Genomic DNA, 19,628 nt, shown 5'->3' on the forward strand with positions numbered 1-19,628 from the left:
GTCGCGCGTTCATGGGGCGCGGGGGGCGGCAAAGTCAAGCCGTGCCTGCCCCGCCGTCATCCGGAAGCGCCTCGATCACCACCAGGGCCTGGGCCCAGGGATGGTCGTCGGTCAGCGTCACATGCACATGCGCGCGGTGGCCGGGGGGCGTCATCGCCGCCAGCCGCTCGGCCGCCCAGCCTGTCAGCTCCATGGTCGGCTGGCCGGTCGCAAGGTTCCTGACCGCCATGTCGCGCCAGGCGATCCCCATGGCGAGCCCGGTTCCCAGCGCCTTGGAGCAGGCCTCCTTGGCCGCCCAACGCTTGGCGAGCGTCGCGGCCTCTTGCCGGCGCCGCGCGGCCAGCGCCAGTTCGCGTTCGGTAAAGACCCGCCGGCGGAAGCGGTCGCCGTGGCGCGCGAGCACCCCGGCGATGCGGTCGATGTTGCAAAGGTCCGAGCCTATGCCGAGAATCATGCGCCTGGTTGGTCCTGTGGTGACATGGGTATTTGGGCAACGGAGAAATCAGGCGCGGGTGGCGTCCATGCGCCGGCGCATTTCGCGGATGGCCGGGCCGAGGCCGAGGAAGACCGATTCGGCGATCAGGAAATGGCCGATGTTCAATTCGCGCAATTCGGGGATGGCGGCGATGGGGCCGACCGTGTCGAAGGTCAGGCCGTGGCCGGCATGGACCTCGAGTCCCAGCAGATGCGCCTGGGCCGCGGCCTTGCGCAGCGCCTCGAGCTCCACGTCGCGTTCGGCCGGCCGGCCCTCGGTGTCGAGGTCGCAATAGGCGCCGGTATGCAGTTCCACCACTGCGGCACCGGTGCGGGCGGCGGCCTCGACCTGGCGCGGCTCGTGGCCGATGAAGAGCGAGACCCGGCAGCCCGCCTCGCGCAGCGGCGCGATGAAATCGGCCAGGAAGGCCTCGTTTCCGGCCACGTCGAGCCCGCCTTCGGTCGTGCGCTCCTCGCGCTTTTCGGGGACGATGCAGACGGCATGCGGGCGGTGGCGCAGCGCGATGGCCTGCATCTCGGCCGTCGCGGCCATTTCCAGGTTCAGCGGCAGGTTCAGCGCGGCCATCAGCCGGTCGATGTCCGCGTCCGAGATATGGCGGCGATCCTCGCGCAGATGGGCGGTGATGCCGTCGGCGCCCGCCTCCTGGGCCAGCGTCGCCGCGCGCAGCGGGTCGGGCCAGGGCGTGCCGCGGGCGTTGCGGATGGTGGCGACGTGGTCGATGTTGACGCCAAGGCGCAGCATGGTTTTCCCCTTGTGGATTTCAGCGGCAGGTTAGTGCTTTGCCGGCGCAAGTCCAGATGCCGCCACCCACCAGCCGGGATTTGCCCCGGCGATGCGGGCGCGGGCGGCCTGGGCCTGGGCCGCGGTCGCGAAAAGCCCGAAGCAGGTCGCGCCCGAGCCGGACATGCGGGCAAGCGCCGCCCCGGTCGCGCGGATCGCGGCCAGGCAATCGGCGATCTCGGGCATCAGGGCGATGGCCGGCGCCTCGAGGTCGTTGCGGCATTCCTGCAGGAAGGCGATCAGCGCCGGCGCGTCGGGGAAATCGGGCAAGGGCTCGGGCATGGGCGGATTGTCGCGCTGCGCCAGGGCCTTGAACACCGCGGGCGTGGGCAGGCCGCGGCCGGGATTGACCAGCAGCACATGCAGCTGGGGCAGCGGCGGCAGCGGCACCAGGATCTCGCCCAGGCCCCGCATCCGCAGCGGACGGCCGGCCAGGCAGGCGGGCAGGTCGGCGCCCAGCACTTCCGGCCGCTCGGGGCGGGCATCCAGCGCGCGCAGCACCGCCGCCGCATCGGCCGAGCCGCCGCCGATGCCCGAGGCCACCGGCAGGTTCTTTTCCAGGGTGATCCGCGCCTCGCGCCCGGCCAGCCGCGCGGCGCGCAGGCACAGGTTGTCGGGCTCGGCCGCCAGGCCCTGGGCGAAGGGGCCGGTCAGGCTGAGCGACAAGGGCCCCGGTGCCACCGTCACCACGTCGCCCAGCTCCAGGAACACCACCAGCGAATCGAGCAGGTGATAGCCGTCCGGGCGGCAGCCGGTCACATGCAGGGACAGGTTCAGCTTGGCGGGCGCGGCCTCGCGCCGGGGCAGGGGCATGGGTCAGTCGGCCTTGGCCGGTTCCGGGGCGCGGACCTCGGGGCGCCGGCCGCCGGCTGCCGTTTCCTCTTCCAGCACCGCATCGAGGCCGCGCTCCAGCTTGATGCGGATGCGTTGGGCGTCGGCTTCGGTTTCCGGCTTCAGCGACAGGGCGCGGTGCCACTGGATCTCGGCCTCGCGCTTGCGGCCGACCATCCAGTAGATGTCGCCCATGTGGTCGTTGACCAGCGAATCGCTGGCCATGGCGGCCACCGCGCGCTCCATCGGTGCCACCGCCTCCTGGTAGCGGCCGAGGCGGAAATAGGCCCAGGCCAGCGAATCGAGGATATAGCCGTCGTCCGGGCGCAGTTCGACCGCGCGCTGGATCAGCGCCAGCGCCTCGTCCAGCTTTTCGTTGCGGTCCACCAGGCTGTAGCCCAGATAGTTCAGCACCTGCGGCGAATCGGGGCGGATCTTCAGCGCGGCGCGGAAATCCGCCTCGGCCCTGGGAAACTGCCCCGAGCGTTCCAGCGCGATGCCGCGGGCGTAAAGCGGGAACCAGCGCGCCTCGGGGCTGGCGTCGCCGATCAGGTCCAGCGCCTTGTCATAGGCCGGGACCGCCTGGGCGAACTTGTCCTGCTGGCGCAGCATGTCGCCAAGCGCGATCCAGCCCTGGGCCAGTTCGGGATGGGCGGCGGTGAGCGCCAGCGCGGCCTTTTCGGCATCCCCCAGCCGCTCGGCGCGGGCCAGGGCGTCGATGCGCGACAATTCCGCGACCGGGCGCATGTCGCCCAGCTCGCGCAGGGCCTCGAACTCGCGCTCGGCCAGGTCGAACTGGCCGAAGCCCTGCAAGAGCTGCGCCGCCAGAAGCCGCGCCTCGCCCAAGTCGGGGGCCAGGTATTCGGCCAGCCGGGCATGGATCAGCGCCAGCGGATCGGGCTCGTCGGTGGTGGCCAGGACCGAGCCGAAGGTCAGGAACAGCTGCGCCATGCCGTCCGCCGGACCGCGGGCGGAATCGAAGGGCAGCGTCTCGCCCCGCGCCATGCGGTCGCGCAGGGCGACCAGGTAGGGCTCCTCGGCAAAGCCGGGCGTCGCCTCGATCATGGCGATGGCGTCGCGGTTGCGTTCCAGCTGCGACAGCACCTGGGCGCGGGCGATGACGCCCAGGATATGCGCCCCGGTGACGGGATCGGCCAGCAGCAGCTCGGCGCCCTCGAAATCGCCGACCCGCGCCTTGGCGAGCGCCAGGTGGTAGTTCACCATCGGCGCAGCGCCGCGCAATTCGGCCATTTTCTTGAAGGCGGTCAGCGACTCGCCTGCCTTTCCGGCGCCCAGCAGCGCCCAGGCCCGCATCATGCCGTCGATCAGCATGCCGCCGCCGGGCGTGCCGGCGTCGCCTTCGGGCGAGGGGGCGGCGTCGATGGCCTCGATCAGCGCGTCCCAGCGCCCGGCGCGTGCCATCTCGGCGCGCTGCACCAGCCGCGCCAGTTCCGTGGCGCGGCCCTGGCCGGACATGGTGCCGGCAAGCGCGGTGGCGCGCTCCATCTCGCCGGCCGAGATCAGCGCGACCAGCGCGCTGTCCTGCAGGAAGGGATCGCTGTCGTCATGGGCCAGCGCCTGGAGGTAATAGCGGGCGGCTTCGGGATAGTCGTTCTGGATCGCGGCCATGCGCGCGGCCAGGTAGGGCCCCGAGAGGCCGCGAACCTCGGGCGCCGTATCCGCCGGGCGATGCGCCGGGCGCTCGCTGTTCTGGGGCTCGGGCTTTTCGGCCTGGGCAAGCGAGGGTGCGGCCATGGCGGTGCCCTGCGGCATCGGCGCGGCGATCAGCGCGATCAGCGCCAAGGGGATCAGTCTTGTGGTCACGGCTTGGGCCCATGTCTCGGCGATTTGCGCAGGCGACCCTAGCCGCCGCCGGGCCGATGGGCAACGGCGGGGCGGCGGCGGCGGGCGTCCTGGCGATCACATATTCGGGTAGTTCGGCCCGTCTCCGCCCTGGGGTGTTGTCCAGTCGATGTTCTGGCTGGGATCCTTGATGTCGCAGGTCTTGCAGTGGACGCAGTTCTGGAAGTTGATCTGGAAGCGCGGGCCGCCCTCGCCCTCCAGCACCTCGTAGACCCCGGCCGGGCAGTAGCGCTGCGCCGGCTCGGCATAGAGCGGCAGGTTCACCGCGATCGGGATCGCGGGGTCCTTCAGCTTCAGGTGGCAGGGCTGGCTTTCCTCGTGGTTGGTGAAGCTGAACGCCACGTTGGTCAGGCGGTCGAACGAGAGCTTGCCGTCCGGCCTGGGATAGTCGATGGGCTGGAAATCGGCGGCCTTGCCGGTGGCCTCGGCGTCGGTCTTGCCGTGCTTCCAGGTGCCCAAGGGGTTCCAGCCGGTGAGGTTGGCCACCCACATGTCGAAGCCGCCGAGCGCCAGCGACGGCCACAGCCCCAGCTTCGACCAGAGCGGCTTGACGTTCCTGACCGGCTTGAGGTCGCGGGCGATGGGGCCCGAGCGCAGGTCGGCCTCGTAGTCCGTGAGCTCGTCGCCCGCGCGGCCGGCGGCGATGGCGGCGGCCGCCGCCTCGGCCGCGGCGATCCCGGACAGCATGGCGTTGTGGTTGCCCTTGATGCGCGGCACGTTCACCAGCCCGGCCGAGCAGCCCAAGAGCGCCGCGCCGGGCACCGCCAGCTTCGGGATCGATTGCCAGCCGCCCTCGGAGATGGCGCGGGCGCCGTAAGCCACGCGCTTGCCGCCCTCCAGGAGTTCGGCGACCATGGGATGGTGCTTGAAGCGCTGGAACTCCATGTAGGGATAGAGGTAGGGGTTGGCATAGTTCAGGTGGACGACGAAGCCGACCAGCACCTGGTTGCCCTCGAGGTGATAGATGAACGACCCGCCGCCGGCGTTCTTGCCCAAGGGCCAGCCCATGGTGTGGGTGACGGTGCCGGGGCGGGCCTTGGCGGGGTCGATCTCCCAGATCTCCTTCATGCCGAGGCCGAATTTCTGCGGCTCATGGCCGGCCGAGAGGTCGTATTTCTGGATGAGTTCTTTCGCCAGCGAGCCCCTCACGCCCTCGGCGATCAGCACGTATTTGCCGCGCAGCTCCATGCCGGGCTCGTAGCTCGGGCCGGGGGTGCCGTCGGCGTCGAGCCCCATCTCGCCGGCGACGACGCCCGCGACGCGGTCGCCCTCGTAGACCAGCTGCGAGCAGGCCATGCCGGGGAAGATCTCGACCTCCAGCGCCTCGGCCTGCTCGGCGAGCCAGCGGCAGACATTGCCCATGCTGACGATATACTTGCCGTGGTTCGACATCAGGGGCGGCATCGGCCAGTTCGGCACCCGGACCTGGCCCTGCGGGCCGAGGATGTAGAAATTGTCCTGGGTGACTTCGGTGCTGACCGGGGCGCCCTTGTCCTTCCAGTCCGGGATCAGCTTGTCGAGGCCGGCGGTGTCGAGCACCGCGCCCGAGAGGATATGCGCGCCGATCTCCGAGCCCTTCTCCAGCAGCACGACGCCGAGGTCCGGGTTCACCTGCTTGAGCCGGATCGCCGCCGACAGCCCCGCCGGGCCGCCGCCGACGATCACAACGTCGTATTCCATCGACTCGCGTTCAATTTCGGACATGGCTCGGCCTCCAACTTCCCTAGCTCGACAATCTGGGCGCAAGACCTAGCGCGTAATATTCTTGCGGGCAATCTTAACGCGACGCATGATAATCAACTTGCGACGTTTTCTCGGCAGGCTGTCGCGGATCGCATCCGCCGGGACTTGAAACAGGGACGGGATCGCGCCACGATGCCCCTCGGATTTTCAGCGGGCGCCCCCGGCCGATGGCCGGGGGCGTTCCAACAGCTTGTTTCGCGTTGACTGGCGTCGCACCGTTGCGACCGGAAGGACTGGAATGGAAAAGATACCGATGACCCGCGCGGGCTACGACCAGCTGGACGAGGAACTGCGCGAGCTGCGCTCGGTCCAGCGCCCGGCGGTGATCCGCGCCATCGCCGAGGCGCGCGAGCATGGCGACCTGTCGGAAAATGCCGAATATCACGCCGCCCGCGAAAAGCAGAGCTTCGTCGAGGGCCGCATCAAGGAACTGGAGATGATCCTTTCGCGGGCCGAGGTCATCGACCCGAGCCGGCTGAACGGCTCGATCAAGTTCGGCGCCACCGTCACCCTGCTCGACGAGGATTCCGAGGAAGAGCGCACCTACCAGATCGTCGGCGAGGCCGAGGCGGACCTGGAGCGCGGGCTTCTGAACATCCGCTCGCCCCTGGCCCGCGCCCTGATCGGCAAGGACGAGGGCGACAGCGTCGAGGTGGTGACGCCGGGGGGCGGGAAATCCTATGAGATCATCTCGATCCGCTATGTCTGAAGGAAGGGGCCGGGCGCATGGACTCGCTTGATCCGCTGCGCAGGCTGGCCGTCGAACAGGCCCGCAACCGCGTGCTGGCGATCGGCGCGGGGGTCAGCCTGGCCTGGCTGGCGCTGGTCGGGCTGTTTGCGCTTTTCGGCCCGGAGGCCGAAGGGCAGGGCGCGGCGGGCTGGCTGGTCTGGCTGGTGGGCGTGATCCTGCCCTTGGCGCTGGTCTGGCTGGCGGTCTGGTCGGCGCGCAGCCTGCTGCTCCTGCGCCAGGAGGCCGAGGAGCTGCGCGCCATGCTGGCCCGGATGCAGGACCAGGGCATGGCCGGCGAACCCATGGCCGACCCGCGCGCGGCCGCGTCGTCCTCCGCCCCCGTTTCCGCGCCGGCCGCGCGGCGCGGCATGGTGCCGCCCGCGCCGCGGCCCTCTGCCGCGGATGCGCGGCAGGCCAGCCTGGAGCTGGATTCGCCGCCCGCGGCCCAGCTGACGCCGGCCGAGCTGTTCCATGCGCTGAACTTTCCCGACGGTCCCGAGGATCGCGAGGCGATTCGCTGCCTGCGGCTGGCGCTGGCCGATCCGGGCATGGCCCGGCTGATCCGGGCGGCGCAGGACGTGGTCACGCTGTTGGCGGGGCAGGGCGTCTACATGGACGAGCTGGCCGTCCCCGAGGCCGATCCCGTCCTGTGGCGCCGCTTTGCCGAGGGCGCGCGCGGCGAGGCCGTGGCCGACCTGGCGGTGATTCGCGACGAGGCCGCCCTGGCCAGCGCCGGGGCGATGCTGCATGGCGACGAGGTGTTTCGCGACGTCGCCCATCATTTCCTGCGCCATTTCGACCGGCTGATGAGCCGCAAGGTGCAGGACAGCGACCCGCAATTGCTGGCCGCGCTGGCCGAGACCCGCTCGGGCCGGGCCTTTACCCTGCTGGCGCAGGTGACCGGCATGCTGGGCCGCGCCGGCACCCAGGCCGAGGGGGTCGAGGGGGCAGAGGGGGCGGGCGCGCGCTAAAGCGGCAGCCGCAGCACATGGGCCGGCGCCGACCAGGGCCAGCCCAGCCTTTGGCGGTCCTGCGGCTGGAAGCCCATCGCCCGCCATGCCGCCAGCGCGGCGCGATTGCCGGCCTGGACCTCGGCGCGCAGGGCGGGGTGGCCCTGCCGGCGGGCATGGGCGGCGGCGGCCTCGACCAGCGCCCGCGCGATGCCGCGCCCGCGCCATTGCGGCAGCACCGCGATCCCGTCCAGGACCAGGTCCGCCGTCTCGGCGCCGGGCCGGTAAAGCCCGGTCGCCAGGTGGCGCAGCCGTCCGCGCAGCGGCCCCCAGACCGCGACGAAGCCGCCGTGCCCCGGATCGAGGAAGCCGCCCCCCCGCATCGCGCAGCCCGGCGATTCCCAGCAGCCGCCCCGAGGGCGACAGCGCCACCAGCGCGCCTTGCGGCCGCATGGCGGCGCGGACCAGCGCCGCGCCCTGCCGCGGCCCTGCCGGCCAGGGCAGGATCTGCGCCCCGAAATGCCGCCAGTAAAGCGCCGCCGCCGCGCCCCGCAGCTCGGGCGGGATGCCGCGCAGGATGCGGGGCGGGGTCTGCGATCCGGTCATGGCTGTCCCTGCATGTTCTTGTATGGTGGTTCTTGTGTCGGGCGGCGGTTTTGGCCATTGTGCCGCCAGCCTTATCCGCATCGCGAGCCTTTTTCACCATGTCCGCGCAAGCCGGCCTTGCGGCCCAGCCCAGCCACTCCCCCGACCAGAGCCGCGCGCTGCTGCGCAGCCCGGCGCAATGCCTGCGCCACGGCTTCCTGCAGGCGCTGCCCTTTATCCTGGTGCTTCTGCCCTTTGGCATGCTGTTTGGCGTGGTGGCCACGGATGCGGGGCTGGACCTGCCGCAGATCCTGGGCTTCACCGTGCTGGTGCTGGCCGGCGCGTCGCAATTCACCGCCGTCCAGCTGCTGACCGACCAGGCGCCGGCGCTGGTGGTCATCGTCTCGGCCATCGCGGTCAACCTGCGCATGGCGATGTATTCGGCCTCGCTGGTGCCCTGGCTGGGCGGGGCCAGGCCGCGCGACCGGGCCTGGATTTCCTATGTGCTGATCGACCAGACCTATGCGCTGGCGATCCAGCATTATGAAAAGCACCCGCGGCTGAGCATGGGGCAGCGCATCGGCTATTTCCTGGGCGCGGCGCTGGCCACCTGCCCGTTCTGGCTGCTGGCCACGCTGCTGGGCGTCTGGCTGGGCAACGCCATCCCCGAGGGCTGGGCGCTGGACTTCGCCATGCCCGTCACCTTCCTGGCGCTGATCGCGCCGATGCTGCGCAGCCCGGCCCATGTCGCGGCGGCGCTGGTGGCAGTTGTGGCCTCGCTGGCCTTTGCCTTCCTGCCCTCGGGGCTGGGGCTGTTCGTGGCCGCGCCGCTGGCCATGCTGGCCGGCGCCGGGGTCGAGGTATTGATGGAACGTAGAAACGGAGCCCGCCTGTGACCGGCTATAGCGATGTGACGATCTGGCTGATCATCCTGACCGTGGCGCTGGGAACCTATGGGCTGCGCTGGTCCTTTCTTGGCGCCTTCGGCAGCCGGCCGATGCCGCTCTGGGCGCAGCGGCTCTTGCGCTATACGGCGGTGGGGGTGCTGCCGGCCATCGTGGCGCCGCTGGTGGTCTGGCCGGCGGCCACGCATGGCGAGCCCGATCCGGCGCGGATGCTTGCGGCAACGGTGGCCGTGGCGGTGGGCGTGGCGACGCGCAACGTGCTGGCGGCCATCCTGGGCGGGATGGCCACGCTTTACACGGCGCTTTACCTCATGACGTGAAGCTGGCCGTCGCGGCCATAGCCGGCGATCGCGCCGCCTTTCTGGCGCAGCAGCACGTCGTGGTTGTTGGCCGGGTCGCCGTCCATGTGCCGGCGCGAGGTCACGCCCGGCAGCGTCAGGAACCATTCGCGCAGCTTGAGCGGCGAAAAGCCGGTGGGCGCGCCTTCGAATCCGGGCACGCGGCTTAGCGCCTTGCCGGTGTTGACGGCGCAGAAGCTCTTGTTCGAGGCCCCCTGCCGCTCGACCGAGCGGATCGCGGCCTCGGCGATGGCCAGCGGCACCTGCACCGTGTCCTCGGCCACCCAGTAGGTCGAGCGCGCGTGATAGTCGATGTAGAAGTTCCTGAAGTTCGGCGTGATGCCGTAAAGCACGTCGTGCCGTTCCGGGATCGCCGGGTGTTCCCAGCTGCCGGCGGGATCATAGATCACCCGCTGGCTGCCGTTGATCATTACCGCGGAATGCCCGCCTTCGCCGCGGGGGATGCCGATCACGGTGAACAGGGTGATCGAGGGCGGCCCCTCCGCGACATAGCGGGCGCGCCGGATCGACTCGTCGCTGGCCCATTTGTTGTCGGAGCCGCAGGCCGCAAGCGCGGCCGGCAGCGCCAGCGCAAGGAAGGCACGCCTTTGCATCTTTGGTCTTTCCCCGGTCAGGATCAGGCGTTGGCCAGGGCCATGAATACCAGCACGGCAATGGCCAGCACGCTGACCCAGGTCGCGGCCTTGATGAAGCCTGCGAAGGTTGCCTGGTGGTGACGGATGTCCATTTCGCCGTGCTTGTGTTCGGTGATTTCGTGATGCGAGGCCATGATCCTGTCCGTAAAACGATGCGATGCGTCGGGGGCAGGGATAACCCAAGGCGCCGGCCGTGTCACGCCCCCCAAAGCACCGCGCCCGATTCGGTCTGGCCCACGGGCCACACCCGGCCGGTCGCGCGCAGGTGGTTGATGTGGCCCACGGCCTCGGCCAGGGCGAGGCCGAATTCCGGCTTGGCGATCTGGCGGCGATAGAGCAGCGGAAAGCAGCCGACGGTGCTTTGCGGCTGTTGCCGCAGCCCGTCCAGCAGCCGGTCCAGCGCGGCGCGCTGGTTCTCGGCCAGTTGCCGCAGCCGGGTCGGCAGGCCGCGATAGGGCAGCTTGTGGCCGGGCAGGACCAGTTGCTCGGGCTGCGCGAACCCGGCCAGCCGCTCGCAGCTTTCCAGCCAGTCGCCGACGGAATCGGCCTCGGGCTCGGTCGGATAGACGCCCAGGTTGGGCGAGATCGTCGCCAGCAGCTGGTCGCCGCCAATCACCAGGTCGTCGTCGAGCGACCACAGGGTGGCATGTTCCGGCGCGTGGCCATGGCCCATGCGCAGGGTCCAGCGCCGCTCGCCGAAGGCCACCTGCTGGCCCTCGGCCAGCCGCCGGTAGCCGGGGGGCAGGGGCGCGCAGACATCGGCGCTGTTGAAGGGGCGCTCGTGGCTGCGTTCCTCCAGCAGCTCGGGCGGCATCCCGGCCTGGCGCCAGAAGGCGATGGCCTGCGGCGTCGGGCGTTCCTGCACGTCCAGGATGCCCATCCGCGCCGTCAGCCAGGCCGAGCGCGAGGTCCAAAGCTCGGCCCCCTGGGTCTGGAACCAGCCGGCCAGGCCCATGTGGTCGATGTGGTGATGGGTGGCGATCAGCCGCCTGACCGGCGCGCCGGCCAGCGGGCCCTGCAGGATGCCCTGCCAGATGCCGCGGGTGCGGCGGGTGTCCAGGCCGCTGTCCACCAGCGTCCAGCCATCCGCGTCGCGGAAGGCATAGACATTGACCGTATCGGGCTTGAAGGGCAGGGGCAGCTGGAACCAGAACACGCCGGGGGCGATCTCATGCGCCTCGCCCTCGGCCGGGGGGTTATGTGTCTCGCTGCGTATCACCCGGCCATTTGACCCAGCAGCACGGCGTCGTCAAGCGCCTCAAGATCGGCCAGCCCGGCGCGCGCCGCCGCCAGGTCGGCGGCGAATTGCGGCAGGATGCGGGCGATGTAGAGCCGCGCCAGCGCCTTGCTGCCGCCGCCGGTCGCGGCGCGCAGGTGGTAATGCGCGCCCAGCACCCGCGCAAAGGCGGAGAGGTAGGGCACGGCGCCGGCAAAGCGGTCCGGCATGTCCCGGTCCAGCAGCTCCTGCGTCGTCTCGCGCAGGGTTTCGGCGGCCTGCCACAGCTGGTTGGCCAGGTCCGGCTCGGCCGATTGCGCGGCCTTGGCGCCGTCCAGGATCTCGTCCAGCAGCGCCATCGCCGCGGCGCCGCCATCGGCCAGCTTGCGGCCGACCAGGTCCATGGCCTGGATGCCGTTGGTGCCCTCGTAGATCGCGGTGATGCGCACGTCGCGCAGGTATTGGGCGGCGCCGGTTTCCTCGACATAGCCCATGCCGCCATGCACCTGCACCGCGGTATCGGCGACGCGGATGCCGACATCGGTGCCATGCGCCTTGGCGATCGGCGTCAGGAAGGCGGCGCGCGCCGCCCATTCGTCGAGGCCGGTGGCCCGCGACATGTCCAGCGCCACCGCGCAGGCCATGCAGATGGCGCGGGCGGCAAAGACCTCGGCCCGCGATTCCGCCAGCATCCGGCGCACGTCGGGATGGCGCAGGATCGGCCCCGCCTGCACCCGTTCGGCGGCATAGGCCACGGCCTGCTGCAAGGCCGCCTCGGCCTGGGCCACGCCCTGCACGCCGACGCCCAGCCGGGCCGCGTTCATCATGGTGAACATGGCGGCCATGCCCTTGTGCTCCTCGCCCACGAGCCAGCCCTTGGCGCCCTCGAAGCTCATCACGCAGGTCGGGCTGCCGTGGATGCCCAGCTTGTGTTCCAGGCTGACGACGCGCAGGTCGTTGGCGACCCCCGGCTTGCCGTTCTCGTCCGGGATGAACTTGGGCACCATGAACAGGCTGATGCCGCGGGTGCCCGGCCCGCCGTCGGGCAGGCGCGCCAGCACCAGGTGGCAGACGTTCTCGGTCACGTCGCTGTCGCCCCAGGTGATGAAGATCTTCTGCCCGGTGACGCGATAGCTGCCGTCGCCCGCGCGTTCGGCGCGGGTGGTCAGCGCGCCCACGTCCGATCCCGCCTGCGGCTCGGTCAGGTTCATCGTGCCCGACCATTCGCCCGAGATCAGCTTCGGCAGGTAGAGCGCCTTCAACTCGTCGCTGCCGTGATGCTCCAGCGCCTCGATCTGGCCCTGGGTCAAGAGCGGGTTCAGCTGCAAGGCCAGGCAGGCCGAGGCGAGCATTTCGTTCACCGCCATGTTCAGCGCCTGCGGCAGGCCCATGCCGCCGTATTCGGGATCGGCGGCGATGCCGATCCAGCCGCCCTCGGCCAGGGCGCGGAACGCCTCGGCATAGCCGGGGGACGAGCGCAGCTTGCCGTTCTCCAGCCGTGCGGGGGTCAGGTCGCCGGCGCGGTTCACCGGGGCGATCACCTCGGTCGCCAGCTTTCCGGCCTCGGTCAGGATGGCGGCCATGGTCTCGGCCGTCGCCTCGGCAAAGCGCTGGGTGACGGACAGGTCTGGAAACGACACGACCCGGTTCAGAATGAACGCGATCTGTTCGACCGGGGCTTGATAGGCCATCCGCACTCTCTCCCTCTGGCGCCTTGGCAAATCCGGCTGCGGCGCGTAACTGATGCCTTGGGCTTCGATCATATTTGCCGGCCCGCGTCCATCAACCACAACCCGACGTAACGAATGCAGACGCTGATCCTTGGCCATGACCCGCAGGGCGTGCGCGCCGCCGCCGACCTGCTGGCGCAGGGCGAACTGGTCGCCATCCCGACCGAGACGGTCTACGGGCTGGCCGGCGACGCCCGCAATCCGCGCGCCGTGGCCCGCATCTACGAGGCCAAGGGACGGCCCAGCTTCAACCCGCTGATCGTGCATCTGCCGGACCTGGCGGCGGCCGAGCGCATCGCCGTCTTCGACGATGCCGCGCTGGCGCTGGCGCGGGCCTTCTGGCCGGGGGCGTTGACCATGGTGCTGCCGCTGCGGCCCGAGGCCGGCATCGCCTCGCTGGTGACGGCGGGGCTGGATACGGTGGCGATCCGCGTGCCGGCCCATCCGGCGGCGCAGGCGGTGCTGCGCACCTTTGGCGGGCCGTTGGCGGCGCCCTCGGCCAATCCCTCGGGGCGGATCAGCCCGACCACGGCGGCGCATGTCGCCGACCCCGAAAGCGGGCTGGGTGGGTGCATCGCGGCGGTCCTGGATGCGGGCGCCTGTCCGGTGGGGGTGGAATCGACCATCGTCGGCTGGGTCCGGGGCCGGCCCGCCCTGCTGCGCCCCGGCGGCGTCGCGGCCGAGGCCATCGAATCCGTGCTGGGCCAGCCGCTGGCCCGACCCGAAGGCAATGCCGAGGCGCCGACCTCGCCGGGGCAGCTGACCAGCCATTACGCGCCGCGCGCCAGCCTGCGGCTGAACGCCGGGGACGCGCGGCCGGGCGAGCTGCTGATCGGCTTCGGCCCCGTCGCGGGCGAGATGACGCTGAGCCAGACGGGCGATCTGGCCGAGGCCGCGGCGCGGCTGTTCGACCTGCTGCACCGCGCCGATGCCGAGGGGCGGCCCATCGCCGTCGCGCCGGTGCCGGACGCGGGCCTGGGCGCCGCGATCAACGACCGGCTGCGCCGTGCTGCCGCGCCGCGCTAGGGTTCAGGCGTGGCCCGCGCTGGGTGACAGCATCAGGGGGTCGATGCCCAGCGATTTCAGCGCCGCGCGCCATTTGCCGGGATTGTCGGTGCCGAAGATGATCTCGTCGCCGCGCTCCGAGGTCAGCCAGCCGTTGTCGCGGATTTCCGAATCCAGCTGCCCCGGCCCCCAGCCGGCATAGCCAAGCGCCAGCACGGCGGGCTGCGGGCCCTGGCCGCGCGCGAAATCTTCCAGGATGTCGCGGGTGGTGGACATGGCGAGGTCGTCGGTGATGCGCATCCGGTTCTCGCCCAGGTCGATGTCGCGGGGGGCGCGATGCAGCACGAAGCCGCGCCCCGGCTCGACCGGGCCGCCGAAGCGGACGGGGATGTCCAGCGCATTCGTGCCGGCCTGGATGCCAAGCTGTGCCAGCAGGTCGGAAAAGCCGATCTCGGGCAGCGGGCGGTTGACCACCAGCCCCATGGCGCCGTCCTCGGAATGGGCGCAGACCAGGATCACGGATTGCTCGAAGCGCGGGTCGCGCATGCCGGGCATGGCGATCAGCATCTTGCCGGTCAGGTTGCTCGACTGGTCCATGATCTGCTCCGTCCTTTTCCTCAAGATCGGCCCTGTCGGCTGTTTTCGCAAGGGATTGCCGCTAATGTGACTTCACCCCGAGGGGGCGGGACGACTAGAACGGCAGCATGAAGACCCTTGCCCTGCTATTCATGACCGCCGCGCCGGCACTGGCGCAGGATCTGCCGCCCGGACTGGCATCTGCCGAGCTGCTGCCCGGCTGGACCACGGCCGAAGGCCAGCGCATGACCGCGCTGCACCTGCGGCTCGAGCCGGGCTGGAAGACCTATTGGCGCAGCCCCGGCGATGCCGGCGTGCCGCCGCGCTTCGACTGGGGCGCCTCGCGCAACCTGGCCCAGGTGCGGCTGCTCTGGCCGCGCCCCGAGGTGATCGAATCGGGCGGCGAGCGCACGCTGGGCTATCACGGTGAACTGGTCCTGCCGATCGAGATCACCCCGGCCAGCCCCGCCGCGCCGGTCGAGCCCAGGGCGGTGGTGGATTTCGGCATCTGCCAGGACATCTGCGTGCCGGTGCGGGTGGAATTGCAGGCCGGCCCCCCCGGCCCGGCGCCCGATCCGCTGATCGAGGCGGCCATCGCCCGCCAGCCCGAGACCTCGGACCGCCAGCCCGAATGCCGCATCGCCCCGATCCAGGACGGCATGCAGGTGACGGCCACCCTGCCCGCGGCGGACAGCGCCCGCGGCGACGAGGTGGCGATGGAACTGGCCGACGACGAGATCTGGGTCTCGGCCCCGGAAACGCATGCAGCCGGCGGCCGGCTGGCGGCGCAGGCGGATTTCGTCGCGGCCTCGGGCAAGCCCTTTCCGCTGGATCCGCAGGCGCTGCGGGTGACGCTGATCGGCCCCGACGACGCGGTCGAGTTCCGCGGCTGCCGCGAGGCGGCGGACTAGCCGTCCCGCCTAGCCCTCCAGCCGGGCCGCCACCGACAGCAGGTCGGCCCAGGCCTCGCGCTTGGCCAGCGGCGTGCGCAGCAGATAGGCCGGATGCGCCATCGGCAGCGCCGGCAGGCCGAAGGCCGTCGTCCAATTGCCGCGCAGCTTCAGGATGCCCTGCTGGTTCAGCGCCGCGATGCAGGGCGTGTTGCCCATCAGCACCAGCAGTTGCGGCTGCGCCAGCTCGACATGCCGGGCCAGGAAGGGCAGCATCATTGCGATCTCGGCCGGCTCGGGGCGACGGTTGCCGGGCGGCCGCCAGGTCAGCACGTTGGTGATATAGAGCGCGCGTTCCGCATCCACCGCCTTGCGCGACAGGCCGATGGCGCCGAACATCTGGTCCAGAAGCTGGCCGGCGCGGCCGACGAAGGGGCGGCCCTGGCGGTCCTCTTCCTCGCCCGGCGCCTCGCCGATGATCATCACCCGCGCCGCCGGATTGCCGTCGCAGAAGCAGAAGTTGCGCGCGCCCTTCTTCAGCTCGATGCCGTCGAAGGCTTCCTGCGCCTCGGCCAGTTCGGCCAGGCTGGTCGCGGCGGCGGCCATGGCCTCGGCGCGGGCGACCAGATCCTCGGCCTCGTCGCGCGGCTGCGCCACGACCGGCGCGGCCTGGACGGCCGGGGCAGGGGGCGGTTCGGCACGGTCGGGCGCGGCATAGCGGTCGAGCGGCGCGTCGAGGCATGGCTCGTCCGCGCCCAGCTCGGCTTGCCATTGCAAAAGCGCCAGCGCCGTCTCGGCGTCCAGCGCGAATCCCCTGTAGGTCGGTTCGGCGGTCATGGCCGCAGGCTAGGGCGCGGCGCGGGCGCGGGCAAGATGCGACGCACAGCTGCGATCGCGCGAGCGGCACGATGCCTTGCCCCGGTCGCGCGACGCCAGCGTTACTGCGATTGCGTCAGCGGCGTGGTGCTGCCGCCCATGCCGACCAGCCGCTGGATCAGCGGCCTTGCCGTCGGCCCGATGCGGTCGCAGGCGCCCGGATCGTCCAGCAGCTTGAAGGCTGGCCCGTAATAGGTGCGGTCATAGGCCGCGGCGTCCAGCCCCAGCTTCGCCGCCAGAAGATCGCCCGTGCCGGTGATCAGCGTCCATTCCCCGTCGGTGATCGCGTAATCGGGGCAGTTCGAGGTGATGACGTTCACATTCGCCAGTTCCGCGATCAGCGATTTCGCCTGTGGGTCGGACAGGCCCGAGACATCGGGAAGCTTCACGGTGATGCCCCCGTCCGCCAGCGCCGCGCCGGTCCCCAGGACCAATGCGCCGGCCAGAGCCGCGAGTGCTTTCATGGATTGCCCCCTTGCTTGTTCTGGACGTTCGGTTTCGCGCGCCCATCCCGCCCGATCCGCCGGTCCCGTGCAACCCAATTCGCCGTGAACTTGACGCAGCACAGGCGCAAGGATACGCGATTGCCAACAGCCAGAAGCAAAGAGGATGCCTGCGATGACGACCTATTCCCTTCTGATCCTGCCCGGCGACGGCATCGGCCCCGAGGTCATGGCCGAGGTGCGCAAGGTCATCGGCTGGTTCCAGCAGAACCGCGGCCTGTCCTTCGACGTCAGCGAGGATCTGGTCGGCGGCGCGGCCTATGACAAACATGGCAAGCCCCTGGCGGACGAGACCATGGCCAAGGCGCAGGCGGTCGATGCGGTGCTGCTGGGCGCCGTCGGCGGGCCGAAATACGACGACCTGGATTTCTCGGTCAAGCCCGAGCGCGGCCTGCTGCGCCTGCGCAAGGAGATGGACCTGTTCGCCAACCTGCGGCCCGCGCAATGCTTCGACGCGCTGGCCGATTTCAGCTCGCTCAAGCGCGAGGTGGTGGCGGGTCTCGACATCCTGATCGTGCGCGAACTGACCTCGGGCGTCTATTTCGGCGAGCCGCGCGGCATTTCCGCCGACGACACCCCCGGCAACGAGGGCGGCCGCGTCGGCGTCAACACCCAGCGCTATACCTCGGGCGAGATTCGCCGCGTCGCCCGCTCGGCCTTCGAACTGGCCCGCAAGCGCGGCAACCGCGTCTGCTCGATGGAAAAGGCCAATGTGATGGAATCCGGCATCCTCTGGCGCGAAGAGGTGCAATGGGTCCATGACAACGAATATCCCGACGTGGAGCTGTCGCACATGTATGCCGACAACGGCGCCATGCAGCTGGTGCGCAATCCGCGCCAGTTCGACGTGATCGTGACCGACAACCTGTTCGGCGACATCCTGTCGGATGCGGCGGCGATGCTGACCGGCAGCCTGGGCATGCTGCCCTCGGCCAGCCTGGGCGCGCCGATGGAGAACGGCCGGCCCAAGGCGCTTTACGAGCCGGTGCATGGCTCGGCCCCCGACATCGCCGGGCAGGGCAAGGCCAACCCGATCGCCTGCATCCTCAGCTTCGCCATGTGCCTGCGCTATTCCTTCGGCCTGGGCGCCGAGGCCGACCTGCTGGAAAAGGCGGTCGAGAAGGTGCTGGCCGACGGCGTGCGCACCGGCGACCTGATGGGGGCCGAAGGCGGCAAGCCGGTCTCGACCGCCGAGATGGGCGACCACATCGTCGCGGCGCTTTCGGCGCTGTGACCGGCAGGCCGCGCCCGCATCGCCGGGCGCGGCCCAACCTGCGAACCGTCGGGGAGGGGCATGACGGCGGGCAACATCAAGGGCGCGCTGCTCGCCCTGCTGGCCATGGGGCTCTATTCGACCCATGACGTGATCATCAAGGTTCTGGGCGCGACCTATCCGGCGCTGCAGATCCTGTTCTTCTCGGCGCTGCTGTCCTTTCCGCCGCTGGCGGTGCTGCTGCTGCGCGACCCGACGCATGGCACGCTGCTGCCGCGCAACCCGTTCTGGGTCGGGCTGCGCTCGCTTTGCATCGTCATCTCGGGGATCGGCGGGTTCTATGCCTTTTCGGTGCTGCCGCTGGCGCAGGTCTATTCCATCCTCTTCGCCGCGCCGCTGATCGTCACCGTGCTGTCGGTGCCTCTCTTGGGCGAAAAGGTCGGGCTGCATCGCTGGCTGGCGGTCTGCGCCGGGCTTTGCGGCGTGCTGGTCGTGCTGCGTCCCGGCGTGACGCCCTTGGGGCTGGGGCACCTGGCGGCGCTGATGGGGGCGACGGCCACGGCGCTTTCCGCCATCGCCGTGCGACGCCTGGGCCGGTCCGAGCGCACGGTGATCCTGCTGCTTTGGCCGATGATCGGGAATTTCCTGCTGACCGGCGCCTCGCTGGGCTTTGCCTATCGCCCGATGGAGCTGGGCGACCTGGCGCTGACCGGGGTGATCGCGGCCTTGGGGCTGGCGGCGGGTTTCCTGCTGATCCTGGCCTATCAGGCCGGCGAGGCGGCCAATGTCGCGCCGATGCAATATTCGCAGATGCTCTGGGCGGTGGGTTACGGCTGGTTCCTGTTCGGCGAAAGCCCGGACGGGCCGACGGTGCTGGGGGCGGGTCTGATCATGGCCTCGGGGCTCTACATCCTGATGCGCGAGCGGCTGGGCGCCTCGCGCCTGCGGCCGGCGACGCGGGCGCGCCTGGGCGCCGAGGCGGTGACGGCCCCGCGCTGGAGCCTGTTGCAGCGCCTGCTGCGCGCGCGGGGCTGACGCGAAAGGCTTCCTGCATTCGGAAACCGCGCTGATGCGCCTGCTACGCGCACGGGTCTGACGCGGCACTCGCCCGGCACCGGCAGGCGAGATCTCCGCGCTTGCTGTGCGCGGGGCTGGCGCTGTTTTCTGCGGCTGTCCCGCAAGATTCCCCCTTGCATTCCGCCGCCCCAGGGGCTACCTGCCCCTTCACGGTCGGAGCGTAGCGCAGCCTGGTAGCGCACCTGCTTCGGGAGCAGGGGGTCGGAGGTTCGAATCCTCTCGCTCCGACCATGAAATTCTTGTGGCGTTTCAGAGAGTCTTGCCTTTTGTTTGATAAGGCACACTTCCGGCCCGCATCCCTCCCTTCAACGATGCCATCCCGTGGCGCAGGCAGCGAGTCCTCCTGCGCAAATAGGGTGGCAAGGTCTCGCGACGGCACACGAGTTGCATGACCGGGCTTCGGTCGCGGCATGGTTAAGGTTCAGATCAAGGATGTCCTCGACACCATGGTCGGTCCGGCCGAAGTGGGCGTGGCCATGCCCTGCGTTACCGATGAGATGGGCTTCGCACGGCCGGGCGCCGACCGGGATCTTGATGGGCTGCGGTCAGAAGGTCGAGGGAGGCGACACCCGGCGATTTCGTCAGCAACCCGCAAGGCCCCCGCGCGCGCGTTCCTGCAACAGGTCCTCCCCTGAACTGCCGCTGGGGGCCGGCTGTGCGGCAGG

General features: G+C 70.5%; 21 protein-coding genes and 1 tRNA gene. 9 read left to right on the forward strand and 13 right to left on the reverse strand.

What is annotated here, in order from left to right; all coding sequences use genetic code 11:
• Nucleotides 1–34: 34 nt before the first annotated feature.
• The 5 genes from acpS to KF941_RS13855 all read right to left on the reverse strand — a co-directional run bounded on the left by acpS (nucleotide 35) and on the right by KF941_RS13855 (nucleotide 5,674).
• Nucleotides 35–454 carry a holo-ACP synthase gene (acpS, locus tag KF941_RS13835; RefSeq protein ID WP_072463727.1) on the reverse strand — a complete coding sequence of 140 codons (420 nt, stop codon included), beginning with the start codon at nucleotides 452–454 and terminating at the stop codon, nucleotides 35–37.
• A 48-nt stretch (nucleotides 455–502) separates the two neighbouring features.
• A complete protein-coding gene (locus KF941_RS13840) occupies nucleotides 503–1,237 on the reverse strand; it encodes a pyridoxine 5'-phosphate synthase (protein ID WP_214273612.1) in 735 nt (244 codons plus the stop codon).
• Between the two features lie 30 nt (nucleotides 1,238–1,267).
• Nucleotides 1,268–2,089: a 4-(cytidine 5'-diphospho)-2-C-methyl-D-erythritol kinase gene (locus KF941_RS13845; protein ID WP_214273613.1), complete on the reverse strand. Its 822-nt coding sequence runs from the start codon at nucleotides 2,087–2,089 to the stop codon at nucleotides 1,268–1,270.
• Nucleotides 2,090–2,092: 3 nt separating this feature from the next.
• Nucleotides 2,093–3,931 carry a tetratricopeptide repeat protein gene (locus tag KF941_RS13850; protein WP_052095688.1) on the reverse strand — a complete coding sequence of 613 codons (1,839 nt, stop codon included), beginning with the start codon at nucleotides 3,929–3,931 and terminating at the stop codon, nucleotides 2,093–2,095.
• Between the two features lie 96 nt (nucleotides 3,932–4,027).
• Nucleotides 4,028–5,674, reverse strand: a complete 1,647-nt coding sequence (locus KF941_RS13855) for an electron transfer flavoprotein-ubiquinone oxidoreductase (protein WP_214273614.1) — start codon at nucleotides 5,672–5,674, stop codon at nucleotides 4,028–4,030.
• A gap of 277 nt (nucleotides 5,675–5,951) precedes the next feature.
• Here KF941_RS13855 and greA point away from each other — a divergent pair, with 277 nt between their 5' ends.
• Nucleotides 5,952–6,422, forward strand: a complete 471-nt coding sequence (gene greA, locus KF941_RS13860) for a transcription elongation factor GreA (protein ID WP_024845767.1) — start codon at nucleotides 5,952–5,954, stop codon at nucleotides 6,420–6,422.
• A 17-nt stretch (nucleotides 6,423–6,439) separates the two neighbouring features.
• Nucleotides 6,440–7,414: a hypothetical protein gene (locus KF941_RS13865; protein ID WP_214272229.1), complete on the forward strand. Its 975-nt coding sequence runs from the start codon at nucleotides 6,440–6,442 to the stop codon at nucleotides 7,412–7,414.
• Here the strand turns inward: KF941_RS13865 and KF941_RS28020 are convergent.
• Nucleotides 7,411–7,776, reverse strand: a complete 366-nt coding sequence (locus KF941_RS28020) for a GNAT family N-acetyltransferase (RefSeq protein ID WP_240540306.1) — start codon at nucleotides 7,774–7,776, stop codon at nucleotides 7,411–7,413. The genes KF941_RS13865 and KF941_RS28020 overlap by 4 nt on opposite strands.
• 321 nt (nucleotides 7,777–8,097) lie before the next feature.
• On the opposite strand from KF941_RS28020, the gene KF941_RS13875 reads away from it, so the two are divergent.
• On the forward strand, nucleotides 8,098–8,874 hold the full coding sequence (locus KF941_RS13875; protein WP_083539059.1) for an AzlC family ABC transporter permease: 777 nt from the start codon (nucleotides 8,098–8,100) through the stop codon (nucleotides 8,872–8,874).
• On the forward strand, nucleotides 8,871–9,203 hold the full coding sequence (locus tag KF941_RS13880; RefSeq protein WP_072461693.1) for an AzlD domain-containing protein: 333 nt from the start codon (nucleotides 8,871–8,873) through the stop codon (nucleotides 9,201–9,203). The genes KF941_RS13875 and KF941_RS13880 overlap by 4 nt, the downstream gene beginning before the upstream one ends.
• Here the strand turns inward: KF941_RS13880 and KF941_RS13885 are convergent.
• The 4 genes from KF941_RS13885 to KF941_RS13900 form a co-directional block, all read right to left on the reverse strand.
• On the reverse strand, nucleotides 9,188–9,835 hold the full coding sequence (locus KF941_RS13885; protein WP_052096194.1) for a hypothetical protein: 648 nt from the start codon (nucleotides 9,833–9,835) through the stop codon (nucleotides 9,188–9,190). The genes KF941_RS13880 and KF941_RS13885 overlap by 16 nt on opposite strands.
• A gap of 23 nt (nucleotides 9,836–9,858) precedes the next feature.
• Entirely contained in the window at nucleotides 9,859–10,011 is a 153-nt protein-coding gene (locus KF941_RS13890) for an aa3-type cytochrome c oxidase subunit IV (protein WP_024845773.1), read from the reverse strand.
• Between the two features lie 62 nt (nucleotides 10,012–10,073).
• Nucleotides 10,074–11,096 carry an MBL fold metallo-hydrolase gene (locus KF941_RS13895; RefSeq protein WP_036759335.1) on the reverse strand — a complete coding sequence of 341 codons (1,023 nt, stop codon included), beginning with the start codon at nucleotides 11,094–11,096 and terminating at the stop codon, nucleotides 10,074–10,076.
• Entirely contained in the window at nucleotides 11,093–12,784 is a 1,692-nt protein-coding gene (locus KF941_RS13900) for an acyl-CoA dehydrogenase (protein WP_114537285.1), read from the reverse strand. Before KF941_RS13900 ends, KF941_RS13895 begins: the two co-directional genes overlap by 4 nt.
• 114 nt (nucleotides 12,785–12,898) lie before the next feature.
• Between KF941_RS13900 and KF941_RS13905 the strand changes: the two genes are divergently transcribed.
• On the forward strand, nucleotides 12,899–13,849 hold the full coding sequence (locus KF941_RS13905) for an L-threonylcarbamoyladenylate synthase (RefSeq protein ID WP_214272231.1): 951 nt from the start codon (nucleotides 12,899–12,901) through the stop codon (nucleotides 13,847–13,849).
• A 3-nt stretch (nucleotides 13,850–13,852) separates the two neighbouring features.
• On the opposite strand, the gene KF941_RS13910 is transcribed toward KF941_RS13905, so the two are convergent.
• Complete coding sequence (locus tag KF941_RS13910; protein ID WP_036759328.1) at nucleotides 13,853–14,425, reverse strand: YqgE/AlgH family protein; 573 nt, start codon at nucleotides 14,423–14,425, stop codon at nucleotides 13,853–13,855.
• A gap of 107 nt (nucleotides 14,426–14,532) precedes the next feature.
• Here KF941_RS13910 and KF941_RS13915 point away from each other — a divergent pair, with 107 nt between their 5' ends.
• Nucleotides 14,533–15,315, forward strand: a complete 783-nt coding sequence (locus tag KF941_RS13915; RefSeq protein ID WP_036759325.1) for a protein-disulfide reductase DsbD domain-containing protein — start codon at nucleotides 14,533–14,535, stop codon at nucleotides 15,313–15,315.
• A 9-nt stretch (nucleotides 15,316–15,324) separates the two neighbouring features.
• On the opposite strand, the gene KF941_RS13920 is transcribed toward KF941_RS13915, so the two are convergent.
• Both KF941_RS13920 and KF941_RS13925 read right to left on the reverse strand, forming a co-directional pair.
• Nucleotides 15,325–16,131, reverse strand: a complete 807-nt coding sequence (locus KF941_RS13920; protein WP_114537287.1) for a uracil-DNA glycosylase — start codon at nucleotides 16,129–16,131, stop codon at nucleotides 15,325–15,327.
• A 101-nt stretch (nucleotides 16,132–16,232) separates the two neighbouring features.
• On the reverse strand, nucleotides 16,233–16,634 hold the full coding sequence (locus KF941_RS13925; RefSeq protein ID WP_214272232.1) for a hypothetical protein: 402 nt from the start codon (nucleotides 16,632–16,634) through the stop codon (nucleotides 16,233–16,235).
• Nucleotides 16,635–16,788: 154 nt separating this feature from the next.
• Between KF941_RS13925 and leuB the strand changes: the two genes are divergently transcribed.
• The 3 genes from leuB to KF941_RS13940 all read left to right on the forward strand — a co-directional run bounded on the left by leuB (nucleotide 16,789) and on the right by KF941_RS13940 (nucleotide 19,194).
• The gene (leuB, locus tag KF941_RS13930) at nucleotides 16,789–17,907 is read left to right on the forward strand and encodes a 3-isopropylmalate dehydrogenase (protein ID WP_036759322.1); all 1,119 of its coding nucleotides are present in this window, start codon (nucleotides 16,789–16,791) and stop codon (nucleotides 17,905–17,907) included.
• A 60-nt stretch (nucleotides 17,908–17,967) separates the two neighbouring features.
• Nucleotides 17,968–18,921 carry a DMT family transporter gene (locus tag KF941_RS13935; protein ID WP_072461696.1) on the forward strand — a complete coding sequence of 318 codons (954 nt, stop codon included), beginning with the start codon at nucleotides 17,968–17,970 and terminating at the stop codon, nucleotides 18,919–18,921.
• A gap of 196 nt (nucleotides 18,922–19,117) precedes the next feature.
• Nucleotides 19,118–19,194 (forward strand) — tRNA-Pro (locus KF941_RS13940).
• Nucleotides 19,195–19,628 lie beyond the last annotated feature (434 nt).

Source organism: Paracoccus sp. pheM1 (genome assembly GCF_018499825.1).
Lineage (GTDB): Bacteria > Pseudomonadota > Alphaproteobacteria > Rhodobacterales > Rhodobacteraceae > Paracoccus > Paracoccus versutus.